Source organism: Sphingobium terrigena, assembly GCF_003591655.1.
Taxonomy (GTDB): domain Bacteria; phylum Pseudomonadota; class Alphaproteobacteria; order Sphingomonadales; family Sphingomonadaceae; genus Sphingobium; species Sphingobium terrigena.
Window position 1 is genome coordinate 171,218 of the sequence record NZ_QVRA01000008.1, and the last position, 25,636, is coordinate 196,853.

The 25,636-nt window shown below is 63.4% G+C and carries 20 protein-coding genes; 12 read left to right on the forward strand and 8 right to left on the reverse strand.

The window, feature by feature from the left end; genetic code table 11:
• Positions 1-136 precede the first annotated feature (136 nt).
• A complete protein-coding gene (locus D0Z70_RS11320; protein ID WP_420820378.1) occupies positions 137-976 on the reverse strand; it encodes an SMP-30/gluconolactonase/LRE family protein in 840 nt (279 codons plus the stop codon).
• Between the two features lie 18 nt (positions 977-994).
• Positions 995-2,143: an aldose epimerase family protein gene (locus D0Z70_RS11325; RefSeq protein ID WP_119746383.1), complete on the reverse strand. Its 1,149-nt coding sequence runs from the start codon at positions 2,141-2,143 to the stop codon at positions 995-997.
• Between the two features lie 122 nt (positions 2,144-2,265).
• Here D0Z70_RS11325 and D0Z70_RS11330 point away from each other — a divergent pair, with 122 nt between their 5' ends.
• Positions 2,266-3,573, forward strand: a complete 1,308-nt coding sequence (locus tag D0Z70_RS11330; protein WP_119746386.1) for a sugar MFS transporter — start codon at positions 2,266-2,268, stop codon at positions 3,571-3,573.
• Positions 3,574-3,669: 96 nt separating this feature from the next.
• On the opposite strand, the gene D0Z70_RS11335 is transcribed toward D0Z70_RS11330, so the two are convergent.
• Positions 3,670-4,434 carry a FadR/GntR family transcriptional regulator gene (locus tag D0Z70_RS11335; RefSeq protein WP_182913934.1) on the reverse strand — a complete coding sequence of 255 codons (765 nt, stop codon included), beginning with the start codon at positions 4,432-4,434 and terminating at the stop codon, positions 3,670-3,672.
• 205 nt (positions 4,435-4,639) lie between these two features.
• Between D0Z70_RS11335 and araD1 the strand changes: the two genes are divergently transcribed.
• From araD1 to D0Z70_RS11370, 7 genes are all read left to right on the forward strand, one after another.
• On the forward strand, positions 4,640-5,632 hold the full coding sequence (araD1, locus tag D0Z70_RS11340) for an AraD1 family protein (RefSeq protein ID WP_119746388.1): 993 nt from the start codon (positions 4,640-4,642) through the stop codon (positions 5,630-5,632).
• Between the two features lie 5 nt (positions 5,633-5,637).
• Positions 5,638-6,564, forward strand: a complete 927-nt coding sequence (locus D0Z70_RS11345) for a Gfo/Idh/MocA family protein (RefSeq protein WP_119746390.1) — start codon at positions 5,638-5,640, stop codon at positions 6,562-6,564.
• Positions 6,565-6,583: 19 nt separating this feature from the next.
• Positions 6,584-8,146: an alpha-N-arabinofuranosidase gene (locus tag D0Z70_RS11350; RefSeq protein WP_119746392.1), complete on the forward strand. Its 1,563-nt coding sequence runs from the start codon at positions 6,584-6,586 to the stop codon at positions 8,144-8,146.
• Positions 8,147-8,251: 105 nt separating this feature from the next.
• The gene (locus D0Z70_RS11355; RefSeq protein WP_119746394.1) at positions 8,252-9,283 is read left to right on the forward strand and encodes an arabinan endo-1,5-alpha-L-arabinosidase; all 1,032 of its coding nucleotides are present in this window, start codon (positions 8,252-8,254) and stop codon (positions 9,281-9,283) included.
• Between the two features lie 22 nt (positions 9,284-9,305).
• Positions 9,306-10,733, forward strand: coding sequence for a glycoside hydrolase family 43 protein (locus D0Z70_RS11360; protein ID WP_119746472.1), 1,428 nt, complete (start codon positions 9,306-9,308; stop codon positions 10,731-10,733).
• Between the two features lie 257 nt (positions 10,734-10,990).
• Entirely contained in the window at positions 10,991-13,801 is a 2,811-nt protein-coding gene (locus D0Z70_RS11365) for a TonB-dependent receptor (RefSeq protein ID WP_119746397.1), read from the forward strand.
• 111 nt (positions 13,802-13,912) lie between these two features.
• On the forward strand, positions 13,913-15,937 hold the full coding sequence (locus D0Z70_RS11370; RefSeq protein ID WP_119746399.1) for an MGH1-like glycoside hydrolase domain-containing protein: 2,025 nt from the start codon (positions 13,913-13,915) through the stop codon (positions 15,935-15,937).
• A 3-nt stretch (positions 15,938-15,940) separates the two neighbouring features.
• Here the strand turns inward: D0Z70_RS11370 and maiA are convergent, their stop codons facing one another.
• The 5 genes from maiA to phhA are packed head-to-tail and all read right to left on the reverse strand — an operon-like array spanning position 15,941 to position 21,085.
• Complete coding sequence (maiA, locus tag D0Z70_RS11375; RefSeq protein WP_119746401.1) at positions 15,941-16,567, reverse strand: maleylacetoacetate isomerase; 627 nt, start codon at positions 16,565-16,567, stop codon at positions 15,941-15,943.
• Positions 16,564-17,880 carry a fumarylacetoacetase gene (gene fahA / locus D0Z70_RS11380; RefSeq protein ID WP_119746403.1) on the reverse strand — a complete coding sequence of 439 codons (1,317 nt, stop codon included), beginning with the start codon at positions 17,878-17,880 and terminating at the stop codon, positions 16,564-16,566. The genes maiA and fahA overlap by 4 nt, the downstream gene beginning before the upstream one ends.
• Positions 17,877-19,148, reverse strand: coding sequence for a homogentisate 1,2-dioxygenase (gene hmgA, locus D0Z70_RS11385; protein WP_119746405.1), 1,272 nt, complete (start codon positions 19,146-19,148; stop codon positions 17,877-17,879). Before hmgA ends, fahA begins: the two co-directional genes overlap by 4 nt.
• Before the next feature lie 27 nt (positions 19,149-19,175).
• Entirely contained in the window at positions 19,176-20,216 is a 1,041-nt protein-coding gene (gene hppD / locus D0Z70_RS11390; protein WP_119746407.1) for a 4-hydroxyphenylpyruvate dioxygenase, read from the reverse strand.
• Positions 20,213-21,085 (reverse strand): phenylalanine 4-monooxygenase, encoded by an 873-nt coding sequence (gene phhA, locus D0Z70_RS11395; RefSeq protein ID WP_119746409.1) that lies wholly within the window; start codon positions 21,083-21,085, stop codon positions 20,213-20,215. The genes hppD and phhA overlap by 4 nt, the downstream gene beginning before the upstream one ends.
• Positions 21,086-21,179: 94 nt before the next feature.
• Between phhA and D0Z70_RS11400 the strand changes: the two genes are divergently transcribed.
• The 4 genes from D0Z70_RS11400 (at position 21,180) to D0Z70_RS11415 (ending at position 25,312) form a co-directional block, all read left to right on the forward strand.
• On the forward strand, positions 21,180-21,656 hold the full coding sequence (locus D0Z70_RS11400; RefSeq protein WP_006954287.1) for an Lrp/AsnC family transcriptional regulator: 477 nt from the start codon (positions 21,180-21,182) through the stop codon (positions 21,654-21,656).
• 133 nt (positions 21,657-21,789) lie between these two features.
• Positions 21,790-22,578 carry an LPS export ABC transporter ATP-binding protein gene (lptB, locus tag D0Z70_RS11405; protein WP_119746411.1) on the forward strand — a complete coding sequence of 263 codons (789 nt, stop codon included), beginning with the start codon at positions 21,790-21,792 and terminating at the stop codon, positions 22,576-22,578.
• 45 nt (positions 22,579-22,623) lie between these two features.
• Complete coding sequence (gene rpoN, locus D0Z70_RS11410; protein WP_119746413.1) at positions 22,624-24,150, forward strand: RNA polymerase factor sigma-54; 1,527 nt, start codon at positions 22,624-22,626, stop codon at positions 24,148-24,150.
• Positions 24,151-24,460: 310 nt separating this feature from the next.
• Entirely contained in the window at positions 24,461-25,312 is an 852-nt protein-coding gene (locus tag D0Z70_RS11415) for a D-amino-acid transaminase (protein ID WP_119746415.1), read from the forward strand.
• Positions 25,313-25,636: the final 324 nt, after the last annotated feature.

Genomic DNA, 25,636 nt, shown 5'->3' on the forward strand with positions numbered 1-25,636 from the left:
GCAGTTCGCCGCATGGCTGTCCGGGATCACAGCGTTGTGCGCTTTGGAGAAGGCGTGACAACGCTGTCCAGGCGCATTAAGCAGATTCTCGCGCCCGGTTCAATCGCCTTTTATCAGGTTTTGGGTGAATCACGCATCAGCCCGCAAACAGGTTGGTCGGCATTCCGCGCACACCGCAATCGACTTCGAAGAAGCCGCCGTCATGAGGCGTCGCGTCCAGGCCGGTCGCCGCAGAACTGACGAACATGCGGTCCAGATCAGGTCCGGCAAAGCTGATGTTAGTGATCTGCCGCGCGGGCAAGGCGATGGAACGGTCCAGCGCGCCGTCAGGCGTGAAGCGGCTGATTCGTCCGCCGCCCCAATGGGCGACCCAGATATGGCCGTCCGCATCCACGGTCATGCCGTCGGGATAGCCGTCCGCATCGGTAAAGCGGATGAAGGGCTGGCGATCAGCGATCCCGTCGGCCGTCCGGGCAAAGCGATACATGACTCGACGCGACGTATCGCTATGATAGAGCCATTTGCCGCAGGGCGAGAAAGCCGGGCCGTTGGTCACGCGATAACCGCTGTCCATCTGCTGCCAGCGCAAATCGGGGGCAAGCCGATAGAGCGATCCGCTGTCGCGTTCCTCCTCCATATCCATCGTGCCGCACCAGATATAGCCGTTCGCATCGGCCTTGCCATCATTCATGCGGTTATAGGACAGGTCAGGTTCCGGGTCGCCGATGGGCGTGATGGTCAGCGGGTTCAGGCTGATCGCGGCAAAACCGCTTTTGAACCCGCCGATAAAGCCGCCGCCCGCCCGCTCCGCCACCCAGCCCAGCGGTTCGGGCATCGCCCAGCGCTCGACCGTGCCGCCGTCCAGCGACAGCCGGTTGAGCGCGGGCGCAAGGATATCGACCCAATAGACCGCATTGTCGCGCGCCGACCAGAGCGTCCCTTCGCCCAGCGTGTCAGCCACATCGCGTTGGATCATCTGCCATTGTGCCATGAGTCAGCGCTTTACCGAAAGGCGATAGACCATCGCGTGATGATAGGGCTTGCCCGGATCAACCCGGGCCGACACGAAATTGGGCTTGTTGGGCGCGTCTGGGAATTTCTGCGGCTCCAGCGCGATGCCGTCACCCATGCGGTAGAGATGCCCACCCTTGCCGACCAGCGTGCCGTCCAGGAAATTGCCTGCGTAAAATTGCAGCCCCGGCTCGGTCGTCAGCACCTCCAGCACCCGGCCCGATGCCGGATCTTCCAGCCGCGCAGCCAGTTGCGGCGTCTTTGTCACGCCCTTGTCCAGCGCCCAATTATGGTCATAGCCGCGCCCGGCAACGATCTGCGGATCGCGCCCGTCGCGAATGCCGTCAGCGACGCGGCGGGGGGCGCGAAAATCAAACACGCCGCCATCCACCGGCTTCAACTCGCCGGTCGGGATCAGCGCGGCATCGACCGGCGTATAGGCCTTGGCCGGGATCGTCAGCAGATGGCCGAGCGCACCGTCCGGCGATCCTTCGCCGGCCAGGTTGAAAATCGCGTGGTTGGTCATGTTGACGATCGTGGGCTTGTCGGTTTTCGCGTCGAATGTGATGCCGAGATTACCCGCTTCGTCCAGCGTATAGGTGACGCTGCTGTCCAGCTTGCCCGGATAGCCCGAATCGCCATCCGCGCTGGTCAGCGTCAGCACGAGGGTCGCGACCGGCCCGCTCTTGACCGACGCGACTTTCCAGACCTGTTTGTCAAACCCCTTGCCGCCGCCGTGCAGCGTATTGGTCTTGTCGTTGAGCGGCAGTTGATAGGCTTTGCCGTCGAGCGAGAAGGCGCCGCCCGCGATCCGGTTGGCATAGCGGCCCACGGTCACGCCGAAATAATTGGGATGATCGACATAGTCTTTGAGGTCATCATAGCCGAGCAGCACGTCCGCGAATTTGCCGTCCTTGTCGGGCGCAGACAGCGCCTGGAGCGTCGCGCCATAGGTCAGGATCTTCGCCGATACACCCTGTTTATTGGTCAGGCTGATCACCTCCACCGCTGATCCGTCCGCCAGCGTGCCGGCAGGGGCGCGGCTGGCTTCGGCGGCAAGGGCAGGCACGCTTGTCAGTGCCAGCGCGACTGCGTATGACAGCGTTGTTTTGATCGTAGCGACGTTGCGCATGGGGCTTCCTCTTGTGACCATGACCCATTGACGGGCGGTTTCGGGGAATATACTCAGACAAAATAAGCGGATGCAACCCCTCAAGCGGCTGTGCCGCACTGGAATTTTACGGAGACGGATGAATGGCAGGACCAGTTTCCTCGACCGCCGCGCCAACGGTGACGCATAATCCCGGCACGCGCTACGGCCCGGCGCTTGGCCTGCTGGCCAGCCTGTTTTTCATGTGGGGCTTCATCACGGTCATCAACAATACGCTGCTGCCGCATCTGCGCAGCGTGTTTGACCTGAGCTACACCCAGACGACGCTGATCGAATCGGTCTGGTTCATCGCCTATTTCTTCGCCTCCATCCCGTCGGCCAAGCTGATCGAGCGGGTCGGCTATCAGAAGTCGATGGTGATCGGGCTGCTGATCATGGCGGCGGGCGCAGCGGGCATGACGCTGGCGGCATCCATCCCCTCCTATGGCGTGACTCTGGTCATGCTGTTCGTCATCGCCAGCGGCATCACTTTGTTGCAGGTCGCGGCCAACCCCTATGTCGCAGTGGTCGGCAAGCCCGAAACCGCCTCCTCGCGCCTCAATCTGGTGCAGGCGATGAATTCGGCGGGCACGATGCTGGCGCCTTTGTTCGGCGCCTATCTGATCCTGGGCCGATCGAAGGGTGGCACGGCGCAGGGCGATGTCGTGCTGACGCAAGCTGAACGTCTGGCCGACGCCCAGTCGGTGATCCTGCCCTATATCATCGTCGCCGTCATTTTGGTGGTGCTGGCTGTTATCATCGCCCGCTTTCCGCTGCCCGCCATGGGCAACGCCACATCGCGCCACAGCAAGGAAGAGCGCAAGAAGCACTCGCTCTGGGCCCATCGCAATCTGGTGTTCGGCATCCCCGCGATCTTCATCTATCTGATCGCAGAAATCGGCGTCGCCAACCTGTTCGTCAATTTCGTCAGCCAGCCCGACATCGCCAATCTGACGCATGAGCAGGCGGGCAATTATCTCAGCCTGCTGTGGGGCGGGATGATGGTTGGCCGTTTTGCTGGCTCTGCGATCATGCAGAAATTCGATGCTGGCCATGTGCTGGCCGCCTTCTCGATCGGTGCGTTCATCGTCATGCTGGTGACGGTGTTCACCACAGGGCCGATGGCGATGTGGGCGCTGATCCTGGTCGGCCTGTTCCACTCGATCATGTTCCCCACCATCTTCACGCTGGGGATCAAGGGGCTTGGGCCGCTGACCGAGGAAGGATCCGGCCTGCTGATCATGGCGATCGCCGGTGGCGCGCTGGTCGTGGTGCAGGGCAAGCTGGCGGACGAATATGGCCTGCAATGGTCGTTCCTGCTGACCGCGGCTTGCGAACTCTACATCCTGTTCTACGCGCTATGGGGATCGAAAGTGACCCATGCGCTGCCCGACCAGCCGGTCGCGGAATAAGCGGAATAAAGCCGAGGGTCGCACTTCGGAAAAAAGGCCGGAGCGGGGTAACCTGCTCCGGCCTTTTTCATTTCTCCCCGTGCAGGGGAGGAATAATCATCCCCCCATTGCGCTAGCCGTGTCCTCCAGCGCCAGATCGACCAGCACGCCCATGGCGTCCGCAGCCGCCGCCGCATCACCCGATGCGATGGCGTCAAACACGCGGACATGGTCGGGGATCGGGTTGCGCGGCAGGGCGCGGGCGCGTTGCTTATATTGGGTGGTCCAGTTGACCGCCGCGCCTATGCTGGCGGACAGGACCTGGAGCGCATCGTTGCGGGTCGCATTCAATATCGCATTGTGGAAATCGCGGTCCGCCGCCCGGCCCAGTTCGGTCGCCAGCGTATGGCGGCGCATGGCGGCCAGCGCATCCTTCATGATTTTGATGTCATTCTTGTCGCGCCGCTGCGCCGCCAGCCGGGCGGCGGCCGGTTCGACGATCGCGCGCAGTTCGAACAGATCGCGCACGAATTGGATGTCGGGTTCCCCGGCAAAGGCCCAGGCCAGCACTTCGGGGTCCAGCAAATTCCAGCGGTTGCGGGGCAAGACTCGCGTTCCAGCCTTGGGGCGGCTTTCCACCAGCCCCTTGGCCGTCAACACCTGGATTGCTTCGCGATAGGCGCTGCGCGACACGTCCAGTTCCTCGGCAAAGGCGACTTCACCCGACAGAATATCACCAGGCGCATATTGGCCTGACAAGATCGCGGTGCCCAGCTTGTGCGCGATCGCCCCGTGCAATCGCCTGCCCGGCCCGCGTGCCACCTTGACCGAACCGCCATTTTCCGCGGCTTGCGCATCTGTTGACGGCCTATCCTGTCCCATTCCGGCTCCTCCCACCTTGCATCTATCAGGCACGGATCGGTGTAGAATAGAAGCATTGCCATTACCATCATCCTGTAATATGTCGGAGTAATTGACAGAGTCATCGTGCAGGCGTTGCTGCTTTCTGCAGCAGCCCGAGCGCGTGATCGCTCGTCATTCAGGATCAGCCAGCGCCGCGAACGGCGTGCGGGAGGAGAGTTTTTTCATGATATTGCGCCTGTTGCAGCACCGTGCCCCCAGCGGCGTCCGCTCCGTTATCGCGGCGCAGGGCGATGCTGCCCATATCGTGCCGGGCTATACCAGCATCCGCGCGCTGGCGCTCGACGCGATTGCCCGTGGCATCAGCCTGAGCGCCGCTGTCGAAGCGGCTGGCAGGGGCAATCCGATCGACATCGCCGCCGCCTTCGCCGCGGGCGAATTGCTGGCGCCCATCGACCATGATGATGACGCGCATATCCAGCTGACCGGCACCGGCCTGACCCATCTTGGTTCCGCCGAAGGGCGCGACAAGATGCACCGGGAAGCAGCGGCAGTCGAAAAGCAGACCGATTCGATGCGCATGTTCCTGGAAGGGCTGGAGGGCGGCAAGCCTGCGCCGGGCGCGGTCGGCCAGCAGCCCGAATGGTTTTACAAGGGCGACGGGTCGCAGCTGGTCGGACCGGGTGAACCGCTGGCCATGCCCGCCTTTGCCAAGGATGGCGGCGAGGAGCCGGAAATTGCGGGCATCTACATCATTGGCGATGATGGCCAGCCCTATCGGCTTGGCCTGGCGCTCGCCAACGAGTTTAGCGACCATGTGACCGAGCGGCACAATTATCTGTGGCTCGCCCATTCCAAGCTGCGGCAGGCCGCGCTTGGCCCGGAATTGCTGGTCGGCACCCCGCCGGAGCATATCGAGGGGGCAAGCCGCATCCTGCGCGATGGCAGGGCGATCTGGGAAAAGCCGTTCCTGTCGGGCGAGGGCAATATGTCGCACAGCTTCGCCAATCTGGAACATCATCATTTCAAATATGATCTGTTCCGCCGCCCCGGCGACGTGCACGTCCATTTCTTCGGCACCGCGACGCTCTCCTTCAGTGACGGCATCGCGACGCAGGAAGGCGATGTGTTCGAAATCGCCGCCGCACCCTTCACCCTGCCGGTGCGCAATGTGTTGCAGCGGGCAGAGCCAGTCGAAGTGGTCGTTCAGGCGCTCTGAGTTCCATGGACCCGATCCGTATCGCGATCGTGGGCATCGGCAAGATTGCGCGCGACCAGCATGTCCCCGCGATCCGGGGCAATAACGCCTTCAGCCTGGCCGCGACCGTCAGTCCGCATGATGCCGGCCTGGACGGGGTGCCGCATCTGGCCAGTCTGGATGCGCTGCTGCGGGATGGCCCGGCGGTGGATGCGATCGCGCTCTGCACCCCGCCGCAGGTCCGCTACGATCTGGCGGCACAGGCGCTGGGGCGCGGCGTCCACCTGTTTCTGGAAAAGCCGCCCGGCGCGACGCTGGCCGAAGTCGGCGCTTTGCAGGCGCAGGCGGACAAGGTCGGCGTTTCCCTGTTTGCCGCCTGGCACAACCGCTTTGCCGCGGGCGTAGCCCCGGCGCGGGCCTGGCTGGCCGAGCGGCGGATCGAAAGCGTGTCGATCGTCTGGCGGGAGGATGTGCGCGTATGGCATCCGGGACAGGCATGGATCTGGCAACCCGGCGGGCTTGGCGTGTTCGATCCGGGGATCAATGCGCTCTCCATCGTCACCCATATCCTGCCGCGCCCCTTCTTCCTGAAGGACGCGACGCTGACCCTGCCGGACAATCGCGCCGCGCCGATCGCGGCGGACCTGCATTTTCGCGATACCGGGGGCGCGCCCATTCACATGGATCTCGACTGGCGGCAAACCGGGCCGCAAAGCTGGGACATTGTCGTGGAAACCGACGCGGGGACGCTCAAATTGTCTCAGGGGGGTGCGGTGCTGCACCTGCCCAGCGGCACAGAACATGGTGAGGATGTCGAATATCCCGGCCTCTACAGCCGCTTTGCCGCGCTGATCCGGGGCGGACGGTCGGACGTCGATACCGATCCGCTGCGGCTGGTCGCCGACGCCTTCCTGCGCGGGCGGCGTGAGACCACAGACGCATTTCACGATTAAGATCACAGGAGAGGACGACATGATCAAAGCCCTGCGCCGCACTACGGCCACGCTGCTGCTCTGCGCCACCGCATTGACCAGCAGCGCGCACGCCGACACGGATGGCAAGCCGACGACCGCGACGATCAGCGCCGCGACCCCCGGCCCGGTCTATGACAAGCGCATCTTCACCCAGTTCGCCGAGCATCTGGGCAATGGCATTTATGGTGGCCTCTGGGTCGGCAATGACAAGTCCATCCCCAACACCAACGGCTTTCGCAATGACGTGATTTCGGCACTGCGCAACCTGTCGGTTCCCGTGGTGCGCTGGCCGGGCGGCTGCTTTGCCGATGAATATCATTGGCGCGAAGGCATTGGCGGCAAATCCAAGCGCCCGGTCAAGATCAACACCCATTGGGGCGGCGTGACCGAGCCGAACACGGTCGGCACCCATGAATTTTTCGAGCTGGTCCGCCAGATCGGTGCGGAGGCCTATGTCGCGGGCAATGTCGGCAATGGCACCCCGCAGGAAATGGCCGAATGGGTCGAATATATGACCTCGCCCGCCGGCACGCTGGCCGACGAACGCGCCAAGAATGGCCATAGGGAGCCATGGGCCGTCCCCTACTTCGGCGTGGGTAACGAGCTATGGGGCTGCGGCGGCAATATGCGCGCCGAATATGCCGCCGACCTCACCCGCCGCTACGCCACCTTCATCAAGGCACCGCGCGGTACGAAGATCATGAAGATCGCGGCGGGTGCCAATGTCGATGATTATAACTGGACCGAGACGATGATGAAGGTGGCGAGCGGCCAGCTCGACGCACTGTCGCTCCATTATTACACCATCCCTGGCTCCTGGCCGCCGCGCGCCTCGTCCACCGTGTTCGATGAGGCGGGCTGGGCCAACACGCTGGCCGAAGCGCTGCGCATGGACGAGCTGATCACCAAGCATAGCGCGATCATGGACAAATATGATCCGGCCAAAAAGGTCTGGCTGGCGGTCGATGAATGGGGCACCTGGTATGCCGACGATCCGGGCACGCATCCCGGCTTCCTGCGCCAGCAGAACACGCTGCGCGACGCACTGGTCGCATCGGTCCATCTCGACATTTTCGCGCGTCATGCCGACCGGGTGAAGATGACCGCCATCGCCCAGATGGTGAACGTGTTGCAGGCGATGATCCTGACCGATGGCAAGAAGATGGCACTGACGCCGACCTATCATGTGTTTGAAATGTACAAGCCCTGGCAGGACGCGACCGTGCTGCCGATCAGCATCGACACGCCCTGGTATAACAAGGATAAATGGTCGATGCCCGCGGTCAGCGGATCGGCGGTCCGGGGCAAGGATGGCAAGGTCCATGTCGGCCTGTCCAACCTGGACCCGAACCAGCCCAACACGGTCACGGTCAAGCTGGATGGCCTGAATGCCGCGAGCGTCACCGGCCGTATCCTGACCGCATCGGCGATCAACGCCCATAATACATTCGACGCGCCGGACACGGTGAAGCCGGTCGCCTTCACTGGCGCGCAGGTCAGCGGTGGCACGCTCAGCGTGACCTTGCCGCCCAAGTCGGTGGTGGTGCTGGAGTTGCAATAAGGGCTGGGGCGAAATGTGCTCCCGCGCAGGCGGGAGCCCAGTCCCGCCGTTTCAACCGGGCTCCCGCCTGCGCGGGAGCACATGGCTTTAATTGGAGAGGTCCGCATGAGGCGACCGACGTTCATGGCATGGCTGGGCCTCGCCCTTCTCGCCGCCCCCGCCTGTGCGCAGCAGCCGTCCCAGCCGCCGCGCGATACGCTCAACAGTCGCCTGACCGGCGACCTCACGCCCACCCATGATCCGGTGATCATCCGGCAGGGCGACACCTATCATGTGTTCAGCACCGGCCATGGCAAGCGGCTGATCGAGACCCGCACCTCGCCTGACCTTATCCACTGGACCGCAGGCGCACCGATCTTCACCGCGCTGCCTGACTGGGCGAAACAGGCGATACCCGGCAGCGACGGCATGTGGGCGCCCGATATTAGTTTCGTGAACGGCCGCTATCGCCTCTATTATTCGGTCTCGACCTTCGGATCGAACCGCTCGGCGATTGGCCTGGCCACCAGCCCGACGCTCGACCCCAAAGCCCCCGATTATCAGTGGCGGGACGAGGGGCTGGTCGTCATGTCGGACAAGAGCGACGATTTTAACGCGATCGACCCCAATTTCATCATCGACCGCGGAGGCCGCCACTGGCTCTCGCTCGGCAGCTTCTGGACGGGTCTCAAACTGTTCGAGCTGGACCCCAAAAGCGGCAAACCCAAAGACGCGAAAACCAAGCCCGTCGCCATCGCCCGCCGCCCTGCGCCCGCTGGCGGCCCCGCCCCGGTCGAAGCGCCCTTCATCATCGACCATGGCGGCTATTACTGGCTGATGGCCTCCTATGATTATTGCTGCAAGGGCGCAGCCAGCACCTATTATACCGTCATCGGACGGTCGAAGGCGATCACCGGTCCCTATCTGGGCAAGGATGGCAGCCCGATGCTGGAGGGCGGCGGCAGCATCTTCCTGCGTGCCGACCTTCAGGAGCAACAACGCTTCCGTGGCCCCGGCCATGCCGGATGGCTGCATGACAAGGACGGCAAGGATTATGTCGTCTATCACGCCTATGACAAGCAATCGAACGGCACCCCCACCCTGCGGATCGCGCCCGTCCGCTGGGGCGCGGATGGCTGGCCGCACGCCGATTATTGACGCACCGACCGGAGAGAATGACATGAATTTCACCCTGTCCCGCCGTAGCTTCATTGCCAGCAGCGCCGCCCTGTCCGCCGCGCCGATGATGGCGCGCGCCAAGGTCGCCGACGCACCCGTCGCCGGCCCGCAAAACCCGATCGTCAAACAGCGCGCCGATGCGCAGGTTTTTCGTCATGACGACGGCTATTACTATCTGACCGGCTCCGTCCCCGAATATGACCGGCTGGTGCTGCGCCGGTCCAGGACGATCGCGGGGCTGACGACCGCGACCGAAGCGGTGCTGTGGCGGCATGAAAAGACCGGTCCCTTGTCCGGCTTCATCTGGGCGCCCGAACTGCACCAGATCAACGGCCAGTGGATCATGTATTTCGCCGCCGGTCCCAGCGGCGGGGGCGAGGATGTGTTCCGCATCCGCACCTATGCGGTAGTGTGCGACGGGCCGGACCCGATGACCGGCAAATGGAGCCTGCTCGGCCAATTCCAGACACCCTGGGACAGTTTCAACCTGGATTCGACCAGCTTCGTCCATAAAGGGCAGCGCTATTTCGCCTGGGCGCAGCGCGAGCCGGGGATCGAGACGAACAGTAACCTGTACATAGCCAAGCTCGAATCACCGTTGAAGCTGGCGGGCAAGGCGACCCGTCTGACCGTGCCGACGCTCGACTGGGAAATTCGCGGTTACAAGGTCGCTGAAGCGCCCGCCATCCTGCACCGCAATGGCCGCCTGTTCATGACCTATTCGGCCAGCGCCACCGACGCGCGCTATTGTTTGGGGATGCTGACCGCGGACGAAAATGCCGACCTGCTCGACCCCAAGAGCTGGACAAAATCGCCCCAGCCGGTGTTCACGACCTGTAAGGAAACCAGCGTGTTCGGACCCGGCCACAACAGTTTTACCGTGGACGAAAAGGGGCGCGACATACTCGTCTATCATGGCCGCGATTATGAGGCGATCCAGGGCGACCCGCTGTTCAACCCCGACCGCCACACCCGCGTCCAGCGCCTATACTATGCCGCCGACGGCACCCCCGATTTCGGCGTGCCGGTGGGCAACGGCCCGCTGCCCGAACGCTTTGCGTCGGCCGCGGACGCCAAGCTGTTGCTGGCGCATGACGGCACCCGCCTGATCGCGGGCAACCCCGCTTTGGCCCAGACCCAGTTCCGCCAGACGCCGGGCCGCGCCGGACCGCAAAGCGTCATGCTGTCCCCCATCCTGATGCCCGACCATTATCTGGTCGCGGGCAAGGATGGGGCGGTCACGCTGGAGCCTGACAGCAAAAGCGCCGATTTCGCGCTGCGCAGCCAGTTTGTCCGGCTGACCGACGCGCGGCTTGGCACTGTCCGCTTCGCCGCCATCGCCGCGCCGGGCAAGGCGATCGGCGTCGCCAATGGCCAGATCCGGCTGGTCCGCAGCCGTGACGCTGCGGCACGCTGGCGCGCCGACTGATACCGGTTCACCTGCTCTGACAAATAGATAGCACCAAGGGCTGGTCATCGATTGATGACCGGCCCTTCACCTGTCTACCCTTCGCACGAGAACCGACCGGAACGTCGCGCCCGCTAGCCTGCGGCAATAATGTCACGGCCTCATCGCCTTTGTAGGCCGCATCCACAAAATTTCGCTTGCACTCCATTTGTCTGAGCAATAATTAGTCTGAGTAATTGAGGCATGGCGAATGGGCCAGCCGCAGGGGAGGATTTGAAATGGCACGTCGGCCGATCGCACTATGTTCCGCATCCATGTTCGCGCTGATGCTGGGCGCCACCGCCCAGGCGCAGACCAGCCCCGCCCCCCAGATCGCCGCAGAGGATGACGCCGCCGACATCGTCGTCACCGGCGTGCGCGCGTCGATGATCGGCGCGATCAACGTCCGCAAGGAATCGGTCCAGATCGTCGATTCGATCGTCGCCGAAGATGTCGGCAAGCTGCCCGACAATAATGTCATCGAAGCGCTCCAGCGCGTCACCGGCATCCAGGTCACCAACCGCACCGGCGGCGAAGCGGGCGCGATTTCGATCCGCGGCCTGCCCGATGCGCTGACCACCTTGAACGGCCGCAACATCTTCACCGCGTCCGGTCAGGCGTTCGCGCTTCAGGATCTGTCGGCCAACCTGATCCGTCAGGTCGATGTGTACAAGACCCGCGCCGCCGAACAGATTGAAACCGGTCTGGCTGGCCAGATCGACGTCAAGACCCGCCGCCCCTTCGACTTTGACGGCTTTGCCCTGTCGGCGCTGGCGCGCGGCATCTATAATGAAGAAGCCGACACCTATAATCCCAACGCCGCGCTGCTGATCAGCAACCGCTGGGAAACCGGCATAGGCGACATCGGCATCCTGATCAACGGCAGCTATACCCGCACCAAATTCCGCGACATGACGACGACAGCAGGCGCGATGGTGCCGTTTGCGACCGAAAATCCCCCTGCCGGTTCGGGTTTTGCCCCTCTCGAACGTATTTTCTCCGGCTGGCAGCCCGGCCAGGAGCGTGGCCTGCCCTCCGCCGCCGGTTCGACGCTGCCGATCAATGGCATCAACGTCCCCTATTATCTCTCGCGCGACGCGATTTTCAGTTCCGACCTATACGGCAAGCGGGAGCGCCCCGCATTCAACGTTGCGGTACAGTGGGCACCCAATGACAGTTCGGAATATACCGCCGAAATGTTCTACAACGGGTTCAAGGGCAACACCTTCAACTCGCTGCAGTTCAGCTTTGCCGACTGGTGGGGCAGCCTGGGTCCGAACCCCGGTTCGACTTTCGAGCTGTATGACGGCACCAACATCATCAAGTCGCGCCGCGCGGGCGACGTGTTCGGCTTCAACAGCGGCGATTTTGCCACCAACAAGACCGACTCCTACGTCTATGCGCTGAACGGCAAGTGGAATGTCGGCGAAGGCGGCAAGATCGTTGCCGACCTGGCCTATCAGACCAGCACCAACAAGACGTCCTTCATCGCGATGCGCACCACCCGCGTCGCCAAGGCGATCGACGTCGACTTCAACGCCGGTGGCGGCATCCCTTCCTATCATTTCGATGATGACGCGCTGCTGGCGGACCCCGCCCAGTGGACCATCGGCGAGTTTTACGACAACGCCAACAAGTCGAAGGGCAGCGCGCTGACCTTCATGCTCGACGGCGATTATGAGTGGGACGAAGGCTTCATCCGCAAGATCAGCGGCGGCTTCCGTTACGACGATCGCAAGGCCCGCGATTCGGTGCGTACGCAGGATGCCGGCGGCCTGGGCGCGAACCTGTCCACACTGCCCGCCGAAGCATTGTTCACCAACAGCGGCTTCTATGATGGCCGTGCCGACATTCCGACCAGCTGGGTGCTGCCGAGCGGCTACTGGCTGTCGAAAAATGCCGACACCATCCGCCAGCTCTACAAGAATGATCCGCGCTATGCCGACCGCATCCTGCTGTCGGACCAGATGACGATGACCGATGTGTTCGACATCAACGAAGTCACGCTGGCCGCATATCTCCAGGCTGACGCGGAAGTCTCGATCTTCGGTCGTCCGCTCCAGTTGCAGGCGGGTGTGCGCTTCGTCGCGGTCGATACCAATTTCACCTTCGTCGATCGCTACAGCAATCCGCCGCTGGTGACGCAGGCCGCATCAGGCACCCAGCGCTTCCTGCCCAGCTTTACCGCGCGGTATGAGATTTTCGACAATCTGCGCCTGCGCTTCAACTATGGCGAGACGCTGCGTCGTCCGGCCTTTGCCGACCTCAACCCCAATTATACGCTGACCGGCGACTTGACCAATGTCGGCTACGGCACGGGCGGACGCGGCAATCCGGGGCTGCGGCCGACGACGTCAAAGAATTTCGACTTGGCGGCGGAATGGTATTTCGAACGCAGCAGCGCGATTTACGCCACCCTGTTCCGTCGTGAAATTGACGGGCTGGTGGTGCCGATCACCTCGCTGACCACGGTGCCGGGTTCGGGCCTCAACACCAACAGCTTCCTCATCACCCGGCCGGAAAATGCGTCCAAGGGCGTGTTGAAGGGCGTGGAACTGGGTCTGACCTATTTCCCGACCTACCTGCCCGGTCCGCTGAAAGGTCTGGGGTTTCAGGGCAGCCTGACGATCCTCGATTCCAAACAGAATATCCCGCTGGTCGACATCAACGGCAATGTCACAGGGCAAACCAGCTCGTCCTTCTTCGGCGTGTCCGACATGAGCTATAACGCCACGCTCGCCTATGAACGTGGGCCGATCGGCGCACGCCTGTCCTATGTCTGGCGCAAGGAATTCCTGGCCAATAACGAGGCGCGCCTGTTCGCCAACCCGATCGGTGTATGGCGCGCGCCGGAAAAGAGCCTGGACTTCCAGCTGACCGCCAAGGTCACCGATCGCCTGGGCCTGACCTTTGACGCCGTCAACCTGACCCGGTCGAAGATGCAGACCTATTACAAGTTTGAAGATGTCGGCGGCCCGGAACAGTTTAACCTCGGCACCACCCTGCTGGCGCGCACCTTTGCGCTGGGGGTCCGCTACAGCTTCAATTAAGCGCCCCGTGGGACGCGGCGTCCCCATGCCGCCTTCCATGTCTGGCGGTCGTTTCGGGTCCCTCTCCAACCCCGGAACGACCGCCATTTTGTTTGCAGACGGGAGGATGCGATGCGCGCGATGACGATGCTGTTGCTGGCCGGGGCCGCATGGATCGGCATCGCAGCCGCGCCGCCGCCGCCGGTGATGGATACAGCCGCCATCGCGACCCGGCACTTTGGCAATGACGCGCCCTGGTATCGCGATCGCATCCCCTATTTCGAGTCCGCCGACCCGAAGCTCGACGCGGTCTATTATTATCGCTGGCAACTCTATCGCGCGCATCAGCGGGATCTGGGCGCGGACGGTTATATCTCGACCGAATTTCTCGACGATGTCGATTGGCAGCGCCATCCCTATGCCAGCCTGAACGACGCCACCGGCTTCCATCTGGGCGAAGGGCGCTGGCTCAACGACCGGCGCTTTGCCGATGATTATATCAACTTCATGTATCGCAGCGGCGGCAATGACCGGCATTTTAGCGATCATATGGCCGACGCGGTCTGGGGCCGCTATCTGGTCGATGGCGACCGGGAAGGGGCGGTGCGGCACCTGCCCGTCATGAACCATATCTACCGGCTGTGGGACGATAAATATGACTTCGACAAGGGGCTGTATTTCGTCGAGCCGCTGCTGGACGCGACCGAATATACCGTCTCCTCGATCGATGCGTCGGGCGGCACGGACGGATTCCGGGGCGGCGACGCTTTCCGCCCCTCGATCAACAGCTATATGATCGCCAATGCCCGTGCGATCGCGAAGATGGCGACGCTGACCGGCGACACCGCCATGGCCACCGCCTACACCGCCCGCGCCGACGCGCTGCAACAGCGGATGCTGGACGACCTGTGGAACGACAGGCTCAGCCATTTCATCGACCGGCACCAGTCGCGCAAGAACGAGCATGTCAGCTATTGGCAGCCGATCCGCAACCGCGAGCTGGTCGGCTATCTGCCCTGGATGTTCGACATCGTCCCCGACGAGGCGAAATATGCCGCCGCCTGGGCGCATCTGATCGATCCGGCGTCACTGGCGGGCAAGGCCGGGATGCGCACGGTCGAGGCCGGTTACGAATATTATATGCGGCAATATCGCTATCTGGGCACAGACCCCGAATGCCAGTGGAACGGCCCCATCTGGCCCTATCAGACGACGCAGGTGCTGCACGCCATGGCCAATCTGCTCGACCATCGCACCCACACCGGCCCGGTCACGCGCAGCACCTATATGCGCCTGCTGCGCCAATTTGCCGCGCTCCATTATCAGGGGGACAAGCTCGATCTGGAGGAGGATTATCACCCCGAAACCGGCGAGCCGATCGTCGGGCTGGACCGCAGCCACCATTATTTCCATTCCGGTTTCAACGATCTGATCCTGACCGGCCTGGTCGGTATCCGCCCCCGCGCCGACGATGTACTGGAGGTCAATCCGCTGCTGCCTGATGCCGCCGACAGCCAGGCGCTTGGCTGGTTCCGGGTGCAGGACGTTCCCTATCATGGCCATCAAATCGCGGTGACATGGGACGCTGATGGTAGCCATTACCGGCGCGGTAAGGGGCTGGCGATCGAGGTGGATGGCCGGCAAGTTGCCCGGCGCGACACGCTGGGCCGCATCGAAATCCCCCTGCCCCGTGCCCCCACCCCCGCCATCGTTCGCCCGATCAACCGTGCGGTACAGCTGGTCCGCGGCCAGTTTCCGATCGGATCAGCGTCCAGCAACAGCGACGCGGAAAATGTCCATGATGCGATTGACGGGCGGACATGGTTCTTTCCCGAACTGGCCAATGGCTGGTCGTCCGCCCCTGCCCCGGCGCAGCAATATTATGCGATCGACCTTGGCCAGCCGACCGACCTCAGTCACGCAGAACTCGCCTTCTTCGCCGACGGCCAGCGTTTCGCGGTGCCGCGCGCCTACCGGCTTCAGGCCTGGATCGCCGATCGCTGGCAGGACGTCGCAAAGCCCAAAAGCAGCCCGGTCGCCAATGGCGTAACGCCGCTGCGCTGGCCCGCAATCCGCACGAGCAAGGTCCGGCTGCTCCTGACCCAAGCGTCCGGCAAGGCGACCCGGCTGGTCGAATTCAAGCTGTTTGCCGACTGACGCCTATTCCGCGTCCGGCTGCGCCTCTGGCGCGGCGCGGGCGAAGGCGGGGAGTGCGAGGCAGGCCGCTTCGATCGCGGGGATGCGGCCATAGTCGAAGCGCGCGCCGAAGCGGCGGGCGTTGACCAGTTGCGGGACGAGGCAGATGTCGGCCAGCGTCACCTGATCACCGAAACAATAGGGACCGCTCCGCCCCGCGATCAGCGCCGCGCAGGCGGCCAGCCCATCCTCGATCGTCTCGCGCCCCCAGCCCGTCACCTGCGCCTCGTCCAGCCCCAGCGCACGCAATCGCCGCAATATCTTCAGATTTTGCACAGGATGGATGTCGCAGGCGATGGCCAGCGCGAAGGCGCGCACCTGCGCCCGCGCGATCGGGTCGGCGGGCAGCAGCGGCGGATCAGGGTGTACCTCATCGAGATAGTCGCAAATGGCGATGCTCTGGGTCAGCACAGCGCCGTCCACCTCCAGCGCGGGGACCAGCCCCTGCGGATTGAGCGCGAGATAGGCGGGCGCGCACTGCTCCTTTCGCAGCAAATGGTGGAAGGCATCGGCATAGGCGAGGCCTTTGAGGTTCAGTGCAATCCGCACGCGGTAGGAAGCGGTGGAGCGATAATAGCCGTGCAGGATCATGCCACTTCCTGTCCCCGCGCCGCCAGGACCTGCGCCCGGCACTCGCCAAAGCCTATGGACATAAACCCATCCGCCCGCGCGACCGCACGCAACATGACCTCATCGCCATCGGCCAGAAAGGCGCGCGTCTCGCCGGTCGGCAGGGTCAGCGGTTCCTTGCCCCCCGCCGACAGTTCCATCAGGCTGCCAAAACCCTCCCGCAGCGGCGCGGAAATGGTGCCGGTGCCGAGCAGATCGCCCGGCTTCAGATTGCATCCATTGGAGGCATGGTGGGTGACGATCTGCTGCACCGTCCAATACATGTTGCTGGCCGGACCATGGCTGAGCCGCATCGGCGCCATGCCCTCCGCGCGCATCGTCGCGCTGGTCAGATAGACCGCCAGCGTCAGCCCCAGCGCGCCATGCGCCTGATCGTCGGGGTCGGCCAGATAGGGCAAGGGCGCGGGATCGCCGTCGGGCCGCGCGAGCTGGGCGATGCGGTATGGGGCCATGGCTTCGGCGGTGACGACCCAGGGCGAGATGGTGGAATGGAAATTCTTAGCCAGAAAGGGACCGAGCGGCTGATATTCCCACGCCTGAAAATCCCGCGCCGACCAGTCGTTGAGCAGGCAGAATCCGGCAATATGGTCGGCTGCTTTGCCGATCGCGATCGGGCTGCCCAGATCATTGCCCGGCCCGACCCACACGCCCAGCTCCAGCTCATAATCGAGCCGCGCGGTGGGACCATAGACGGGCGCGTCGGCATCGGGTGCCTTGCGCTGGCCGCAGGGCCGCACCAGCGCTTCGCCCGACGGGCGGATCGAGGAGGCACGGCCATGATAGCCGATCGGCACATATTTATAGTTGGGCAGCAGCGGATTGTCCGGGCGGAACTGGCGGCCGATATTATTGGCGTGATGGATGCCGACATAGAAATCGCTATAATCGCCAATTTGCGCGGGTAGGTGTAGCGTGCAATCGCGCGCAGAGTGGAGGTGCGGTTCGACCGTCGCCTGCATTGCCGGGTCGGACAGCAAAGCGCTGATCGCGCGGCGCAGACTGCGGCGCGTCTCGCCCGGCAGCGCCATCAGCGCGTTGAGCGTCGGGTCCAGCAGCGTGTCGCCCCCCTCTCCGATCAATCCTTCACCAGCGCAGGCTGCCAGATCGAGGATCATGTCGCCGATCGCGACCCCTATCCGCGCCTCAGCGCCGTTTGGCGAAAAGACGCCATAGGGCAGGTTCTGGATCGGGAAATCACCATGCCCCTGGGCGCTCTCGACCCAGCTGGTCCGCGCCGGATCATGCGTCTCGTCGGTGGTCCACCAGCGCGTCATGGCAGCTGTGCCTTGGGGAAGCCCTGCCAGCAGGCGTCATAATCAGCCTGCAACAAGGGCGTTTCCATCGCCCAGCGGGTCGGGCGGAACGGCATACGACTCTCGATCATGAACGCCATCGTCTCTGTCATCCTTTGGGGCGACAGGGCAGCTTCCACCGCCTTGCGCCAGCTATCGACGTCCGGCCCATGGCCCGACATGCTGTTGTGCAGACTGCCGCCGCCCGGTGCGAAGCCGTCCGCCTTGGCATCATATTGGCCGTGGATCAGGCCCATATATTCGCTCATCACATTGCGATGGAACCAGGGCGGGCGGAACGTATCCTCCGCCACCATCCAGCGCGGCGGGAAGATCACGAAATCGACATTGGCGGTGCCCGGCGTGTCGCTGGGACTGGTCAGCACGGTGAAGATGGATGGATCGGGATGGTCATAACTGACCGTGCCGATCGTGTTGAAGCGGGTGAGGTCATAGCGATAGGGGGCGACATTGCCGTGCCAGGCGACGACATCGAACGGGCTGTGATCCTGTTGGGTTGCCCAGAGCGTGCCGCCATATTTCTGCACGATCTGGGTAGGTCGCTCGACATCCTCATAGGCGGCAACCGGAGCCTCGAAATCGCGGGCGTTGGCGAGACCATTGGAGCCGATCGGTCCGAGGTCCGGCAGACGAAACGGCTGCCCATGATTTTCGCAGACATAGCCGCGTGCCGCGCCGTCCGGCAGCTCCACCCGAAACCGCACCCCTCGCGGGATCAGCGCGACCTGCAAGGGCGCTACTTCCAGAACCCCCATTTCGGTAACGATGCGCAGGCACCCCTGCTGCGGCAGGATCAGCATCTCGCCATCGGCGCTGAAAAAGGCGCGGTCCACCATCGACGCGCTGGCCGCATAGAGATGCACAGCACAGCCCGTCCCTGCGACGATATCGCCATTGGACGCGACGGTGATCAGGCCATCGACGAAATCCACCCCTGCCCCGGCGGCTGGCAGCGGATTCCAGCGCAGTCGGTTGGGCGTGTCGACCTGCCCCGCCGCGATCAGCGTTTCGCGCGCATAGGGCCGGAACGGCGGATGCCCGGCACTCGGCCGCATCCGGTAGAGCCAGCTACGCCGGTTGTCGTGACGCGGCGCGGTGAAGGCGGTGCCGGACAATTGCTCGGCATAGAGGCCGAACGGCACGCGCTGCGGCGAATTGCGCCCGACCGGCAACGCCCCGGCCACCGCCTCGCTCGCATGATGATTGCCCCAGCCGGGGAGGTAGTGCATGTCGATCCTCTCCTCGCGTCTCTTATGTCAGGCGTCGACGCTCACCACCCCGCGCCGTATCTGGTCCAGCTCGATACTCTCGAACAGGGCCTGGAAATTGCCGTTGCCAAAGCCTTCATTGCCCTTGCGCTGGATGATCTCGAAAAAGATCGGCCCGAACATCGGCTCGGTAAAGATTTGCAGCAACAGCCCTTCGCTTGTCACATCCCCGTCGATCAGGATGCGGTTGGCGCGCAGCCGTTCCAGATCCTCGCCATGGCCCGGCACACGGCTGTCGACCAGTTCATAATAGGTCTCGATCGTGTCCTGCAACCGCACGCCGCGCGCGCGCAGCTTTTCGACCGTCGCGTAAATATCGTCGGTGGTCAGAGCGAGATGCTGGATGCCTTCGCCATGATAGTCGCGGATGAACTCCTCGATCTGGCTATTGTCATCCTTGCTTTCGTTCAGGGGAATGCGGATCGCCTTGTCCGGGGCGATCATCGCCTGGCTGGTCAGGCCCGTCGCCTTGCCCTCAATATCAAAGAATTTCTGCTCCTCGAACCCGAACAGGGTGCGGTAAAATTCGCTCCACACCCGCATCTGCCCACGCCGGACATTGTGGGTCAGATGGTCGAGCAGGTCGAGGCCGACATTGTTGCGCGCCTCCGCCTCACGCCAACCAGGAAATTCGGCCCAATTGGCATAGGGATCGCCCCGGTCGGGCATGAAATAAAGATAGGCGCCGCCAATCCCCATGATGACAGTGTCATCCTCCTCGGTCGGCTGCGCACCATTGGCCAGCGCCCATTGCAGCGCGCCCTGCGGATTGGCGACGCGGAACGCCATCGCGCTGGCCGAGGGGCCATGCACGCCGCGAAACGCCGCGACCCGGCCCGCATCGTCGCGGTTGAGCATCAGGTTGATCCGCCCCTGCTTGTAGCGGGTGATATTCTTGGTCGGGTGCCGGTGGGTCGCGGTAAAGCCCAGCGCCTCGAACTGCGCGGCCATCGCTTGCGGCTCTGGCGAGGTGAATTCGACAAATTCAAAGCCGTTAAGGCCCAGGGGATTGTCGGCGCTGGCAGTCATATCGGCTCCTCTTGCATCTTCTTATGGGCATAGGCCTGCGTCCCGCGAGTAAAGACGCGGTCGCCGGGCAGGATGGTGTCGGTGTCGAGATCGCTCTGCTGGTCCAGCGCAGCATAAAGCGGCGCGAAATCGGTCTCGACCGTCTGGCGCAACAACTGGTCGAAACTGTCGATGACGAAATAGCTCTGCTGGAAATCGTCGATCCTGTAGCGGGTCCGCATCAGCCGCTGAAGATCAAAGCCCAGCCGGTTGGGCGAGGGATCTTCCAGCGCGAAATGCGATTCGGCGTTGGACGACACGATCCCCGCGCCATAGAGGCGCAGGCCTTCGTCCGTCGCGATCAGCCCGAATTCGACCGTGTACCAGTAGAGCCGCGCCAGCTTCTCGATCGCGCCCAGCCCGTCGGCGCGCAGCCCGCCCTGACCGTAGGCCTGCATATAGTCGGCGAACACCGGATTGGCGAGCAGGGGGACATGACCGAATATGTCGTGAAACACGTCCGGCTCCTCCAGATAATCTTCCTGTTCCGGCGTGCGGATGAAGCGCCCGGCGGGGAAGCGGCGATTGGCGAGATGATCGAAAAATGCCCGGTCTGGCACCAGCCCCGGCACCGCCACCACCTGCCACCCTGTCGCCCCCATCAGCCGATCCGACAGAGCGTCGAAGCGCGGGATGCCCGGCTCGTCCATCCGCAATATGTCCAGCCCGGCGATAAATTCCGGCACCACCCGCCCCGGCAGCATATGCGCCTGCCGGTCAAACAATCGGTCCCACATCGCATGGTCGGCCGCGCTGTAGCGGTCCCAGTCCTGCGGGACGGTCCAGTCCTCCGCGGCGTGCGCGGGACGATCGAGGGGGGGGTCGGCCATGGCCACAGCATCGCAAATCAGGCGCGAAATTGCTTTTCAAAATGACCGGTTATTCGGCTATAGTCGTAATCATATTTCATGATTGGACTATTTCATGACGAAATTTGTCGAACTCGACGCGCTTGATCGCCGCATCGTTACAGAGTTGCAGCGCGATGCCGCGCTCAGCAATGCCGATCTGGCCGAGCGTGTCGGCAGCACCGGCCCGTCCTGCTGGCGGCGGGTCCGGGCGCTGGAGGAAGCAGGCGTGCTGCGCGGCGCGGTGCGGCTGGCCGATCCGCAATTGCTGGGGCAGGATGTCACCATTTTCTGCCATGTGCGGATGAAGGATTTTTCCGGCGACTCGATCGCCGCGTTCGAAACATTCGTGCGCGATCATGATCAGGTGATGGAATGCTATTCCATGTCCGGCGAATGGGATTATCTGATGCGCGTCGTCGCCTCCAACGTTGCCGATTATGAGCATTTCCTGATGCGCACCCTGCTCAAACACCCATCGGTCGCGGGCGCATCATCGCAATTTGCGCTGTCGGTCACCAAATATCAGACAGCGCTTCCCGTGCGCGGCTAGGCGCGTCGAAGCCCCGCCCGGCATTTTCCCCCTTGCCCCGGCGGCATTCCCATGCACAAAGAATGCCAACTGCCCGATGGGCGGGTCAATTTTTACCGGCGGTCAACTCCTTGGCTGCAAATATGGACGAGCCATGCACGACGTCACCACCCAGGACCGGCCCGCCGCCGACCACCGCCCGCTGGCCCCGCAGGAGCTGGGCGACGGCCTGTCGGTCATCTCCATCGCCAAAAGCTATGACAAGCGGGTCGTCCTGTCCGACGTGTCGCTGACCGTGGGCAAGGGCGAAGTGGTCGGCCTGCTCGGCCCCAATGGCGCGGGCAAGACGACCTGCTTCTATTCGGTCATGGGGCTAGTCCGCCCCGATCGCGGCCGCATCATCCTGGACGGGCAGGATATTACCGGCCTGCCCATGTATCGCCGCGCCATATTGGGCCTGGGCTATCTGCCGCAGGAAACGTCGATCTTTCGCGGCCTGACCGTGGCGCAGAATATCAGTGCCGTGCTGGAACTGGCCGAGCCGGACCGCGCCGCGCGCGACGCGCGGCTGGAACAATTGCTCGACGAATTTGGCCTCACCCGCCTGCGCGATTCCGCCGCCATGGCGCTGTCTGGGGGCGAACGGCGCCGCTGCGAAATCGCCCGCGCGCTGGCCGCCAATCCTTCGATCGTGCTGCTGGACGAACCCTTTGCGGGCATCGACCCGCTCTCCATCGCCGACATTCGCGATCTGGTGAAGGACCTTAAAAATCGGGGCATCGGCGTTCTCATCACCGACCATAATGTGCGCGAAACGCTGGAAATCGTCGACCGCGCCTGCATCATCTATGGTGGCCAGATGCTGTTTGCGGGCAGCCCGACCGAACTGGTCGCCAATGCCGACGTCCGCCGCCTCTATCTGGGCGAGAATTTCTCGCTCTGACATGATGGTGGCGCGCGCTCACTGTCCTGAATGGACCTTATTCTAATGGCGCTCGGTCCACGCCTCGACATACGGCAGAGCCAGTCGCTGGTGATGACGCCGCAGCTCCAGCAGGCGATCAAGCTGCTGGCGCTGTCCAATCTGGAGATAGAGGCGTTCGTCGCGGGTGAGCTGGAGAAGAACCCGCTGCTCGACAGCGGCAGCGCGCCTGACGACCTGCCCATGGCAGATGGCATCGACCGCGATGTTGATCGCCCGACCCTTTCAGCGGAAACCGGGTCCAGCGACGATCTGATCGGTCAGGGGCTGGGCGTCGGCGATTCCCCGCTCGACGTCGATTATGGCGCGGAAACCTTCATCGACGATGGCCCCGGCGATCGCATGGCCAGCGCCCACGGCACGGGTAGCGGCTCTGGCAGCGGCATGGACGCGCTGACAGGCGGCAGCGGCGAGGCGCTCGATTTCGACAGTTTCGCCAATCCCGAACCCAGCCTTCAGGAACATCTGATGGATCAGGCCCGCGCCGCTCTGTCGGGCATGGACCTGATCGTCGCGGGCCAGCTGATCGGCCAGATCGACCCGGCGGGCTATCTGGAGGCCAATCTGCTCGAAACCGCCCATGCGCTCGGCCTGCCGCTTTGCGATGTCGAACGGGTGCTGGGCGTCATCCACACATTCGACCCCACTGGCGTCGGCGCGCGATCGCTCTCCGAATGTCTTGCCCTGCAAGCCAAGGAGGCTGACCGCCACGATCCCTGCATGGCCCGGCTGCTCGCCAATCTCGACCTGCTGGCGCGCGGCGCGCTGCCGCAACTGCGCCGCATCTGCGGCGTGGATGAGGAGGATATGGCCGACATGATCCGCGAGCTGCGCGGCTATGATCCCAAGCCTGGCCTGCGCTTTTCCAGTGATCGCGCCGCGCCGGTCACCCCCGACCTGTTCGTGCGGCCCACCGCCGACGGCTGGGCGATCGAGATCAACAGCGCCACCCTGCCCCGCGTCCTCATCAATCGCAGCTACTATGTCGAACTGGCGTCGGGCAAGCAGGACAAGAGCGCCAAGGCCTGGCTCGCCGACTGCCTCGCCAGCGCCAACTGGCTGGTGAAGGCGCTCGACCAGCGGCAGAAAACGATCATCAAGGTCGCCAGCGAAGTCGTGCGCCAACAGGAGGATTTCTTCCGCAAGGGCGTCGCGCATCTCAAGCCGCTGACCCTGCGCACCGTCGCCGACGCCATCGCCATGCATGAATCGACCGTCAGCCGGGTGACGTCGAATAAATATCTCTCCTGCCCGCGCGGCCAGTTCGAGCTCAAATATTTCTTCACCAGCGGCGTGTCCAATGCGGAAGGCGACGGCGCGGTGTCCGCCGAAGCGGTCAAGAGCCACATCAAGACGCTGATCATGGCCGAGGAACCCCACGCCATCCTGTCGGACGACACCCTCGTCGACCTGCTGCGCGCCAAGGGCATGGACATTGCAAGGCGCACAGTGGCGAAATATCGCGAGGCGATGGGGATAGGATCATCGGTGCAACGGCGGCGGCAGAAGGCATTGCAGGGGAAAGCGGCATAGGCGGAAAGCTTCCACCCTGTCCTACAGACCCTCACCCCTGCTATACCCGCCGCGGCGCCTTCCCATCGTCCACGCCCTCCCCAACCCGCACCAGCGGGCGACCGACTTTGCGCATATTCTTCATACGCGACATGGGTGAGTTTAGCGAAGTTCCGCGCCCGGCATCCGCGTCGCATCACGTAATAAAATTCCCGCCAAACGCACATAAATGTCACGATCACCGGGAAATGTGCGAAGCTAAGCCGCTTGACCCTGCCCGCCCGACTGGCAAAAGCAGGGGATATCCACCGCTCAGGAACCGTCCCGCCTCATGTCGATCGCCTATCTCAATGGTGCCTTTCTGCCGCTCGATCAGGTGCGGATCTCGCCGCTGGACCGCGGCTTCCTGTTCGCAGACGGCATTTATGAGGTCGCTGCGGTGATTGATAGCGGTCTGATCGACAGCGCCAGCCATCTCGCCCGGCTGCAACGCTCTGCCGATGCGCTCGGCATCCGCCTGCCGCTCAGCCTGACCGAGATTGAGGCCGTGCAGAAGCAGCTCGTTGCCCGCAATGCGCTCCATGAAGGACTGGTCTATCTCCAGCTGACCCGTGGCGCGGACGCGACCCGCGACTTTCTGCCATCGCCCGATACCGCGCCGACCCTGTTCCTGTTCGTGCAGGACAAGCCCTTCCTCAACGTCCCCGCCGTCACCACCGGCATCGCGGTTGCCACGATGCCAGACCTGCGCTGGAAACGGCGCGACATCAAAAGCACTGGCCTGCTGGCCCAGGCGATGGCCAAACAGGCCGCGCGCGACGCGGGCGCGCAGGAGGCCTGGCTGGTCGAGGACGGCTTCGTCACCGAAGGCGCTTCCTCCACCGCCTTCATCGTCACTGACGAAGGCATCATCACCCGCCCTTATTCGCAGGCCGTGCTGGCGGGCTGCACCGGCGACGCGCTGACCGCGCTAGCCGCCGAAAGCGGGCTGGCCGTGATCCGCCGCCCCTTTACCGTCGCAGAAGCGCTGTCCGCGAAAGAGGCATTCATCACCAGCGCATCGACCCTGTGCCAGTCCGTCGTCACCATCGACGGCCAGACCATCGGCAGCGGCACCCCCGGCCCGGTCGCGATGCGGCTGCGCGCGCTCTACATCGCTTTCGCCCGCGCCACGGCGGTGTGACAATTGACTCCATTTCGGAGCGAATGTCAGCCTTTCCTGAAGTGATAGGAAATTTCCTGCATCCTCCCGCCAAATTGGCTGCAAACTGGACGGAAAGCGCCGCCTGTCGCCCCTTTTCCATGGCCGAATGAGGCCATTGCTCCAGACCCTGTCCGAAATGGCGAATATGCGGGGCTGAATCGATCCGTTCTTGCTTTATTCTTTAGGGCTTGTGGGGATTCATCGTGAATTGATGACGGCTGCGGCGAGGTAGATCATCGCTTCGAAGCTGCGGTCTGTTTTGCAGGCTCGCATGGCGATGCGCTTGAACTCCTTGAGTTTGCA

Excerpts from the sequence above, each read along its gene's own strand:
- D0Z70_RS11320 (WP_420820378.1), bottom strand. The coding sequence starts at position 976 with ATGATCCAACGCGATGTGGCTGACACGCTGGGCGAAGGGACGCTCTGG.
- D0Z70_RS11325 (WP_119746383.1), bottom strand. The coding sequence starts at position 2,143 with ATGCGCAACGTCGCTACGATCAAAACAACGCTGTCATACGCAGTCGCG.
- D0Z70_RS11330 (WP_119746386.1), top strand. The coding sequence starts at position 2,266 with ATGGCAGGACCAGTTTCCTCGACCGCCGCGCCAACGGTGACGCATAAT.
- D0Z70_RS11335 (WP_182913934.1), bottom strand. The coding sequence starts at position 4,434 with ATGGGACAGGATAGGCCGTCAACAGATGCGCAAGCCGCGGAAAATGGC.
- araD1 (WP_119746388.1), top strand. The coding sequence starts at position 4,640 with ATGATATTGCGCCTGTTGCAGCACCGTGCCCCCAGCGGCGTCCGCTCC.
- D0Z70_RS11345 (WP_119746390.1), top strand. The coding sequence starts at position 5,638 with ATGGACCCGATCCGTATCGCGATCGTGGGCATCGGCAAGATTGCGCGC.
- D0Z70_RS11350 (WP_119746392.1), top strand. The coding sequence starts at position 6,584 with ATGATCAAAGCCCTGCGCCGCACTACGGCCACGCTGCTGCTCTGCGCC.
- D0Z70_RS11355 (WP_119746394.1), top strand. The coding sequence starts at position 8,252 with ATGAGGCGACCGACGTTCATGGCATGGCTGGGCCTCGCCCTTCTCGCC.
- D0Z70_RS11360 (WP_119746472.1), top strand. The coding sequence starts at position 9,306 with ATGAATTTCACCCTGTCCCGCCGTAGCTTCATTGCCAGCAGCGCCGCC.
- D0Z70_RS11365 (WP_119746397.1), top strand. The coding sequence starts at position 10,991 with ATGGCACGTCGGCCGATCGCACTATGTTCCGCATCCATGTTCGCGCTG.
- D0Z70_RS11370 (WP_119746399.1), top strand. The coding sequence starts at position 13,913 with ATGCGCGCGATGACGATGCTGTTGCTGGCCGGGGCCGCATGGATCGGC.
- maiA (WP_119746401.1), bottom strand. The coding sequence starts at position 16,567 with ATGATCCTGCACGGCTATTATCGCTCCACCGCTTCCTACCGCGTGCGG.
- fahA (WP_119746403.1), bottom strand. The coding sequence starts at position 17,880 with ATGACGCGCTGGTGGACCACCGACGAGACGCATGATCCGGCGCGGACC.
- hmgA (WP_119746405.1), bottom strand. The coding sequence starts at position 19,148 with ATGCACTACCTCCCCGGCTGGGGCAATCATCATGCGAGCGAGGCGGTG.
- hppD (WP_119746407.1), bottom strand. The coding sequence starts at position 20,216 with ATGACTGCCAGCGCCGACAATCCCCTGGGCCTTAACGGCTTTGAATTT.
- phhA (WP_119746409.1), bottom strand. The coding sequence starts at position 21,085 with ATGGCCGACCCCCCCCTCGATCGTCCCGCGCACGCCGCGGAGGACTGG.
- D0Z70_RS11400 (WP_006954287.1), top strand. The coding sequence starts at position 21,180 with ATGACGAAATTTGTCGAACTCGACGCGCTTGATCGCCGCATCGTTACA.
- lptB (WP_119746411.1), top strand. The coding sequence starts at position 21,790 with ATGCACGACGTCACCACCCAGGACCGGCCCGCCGCCGACCACCGCCCG.
- rpoN (WP_119746413.1), top strand. The coding sequence starts at position 22,624 with ATGGCGCTCGGTCCACGCCTCGACATACGGCAGAGCCAGTCGCTGGTG.
- D0Z70_RS11415 (WP_119746415.1), top strand. The coding sequence starts at position 24,461 with ATGTCGATCGCCTATCTCAATGGTGCCTTTCTGCCGCTCGATCAGGTG.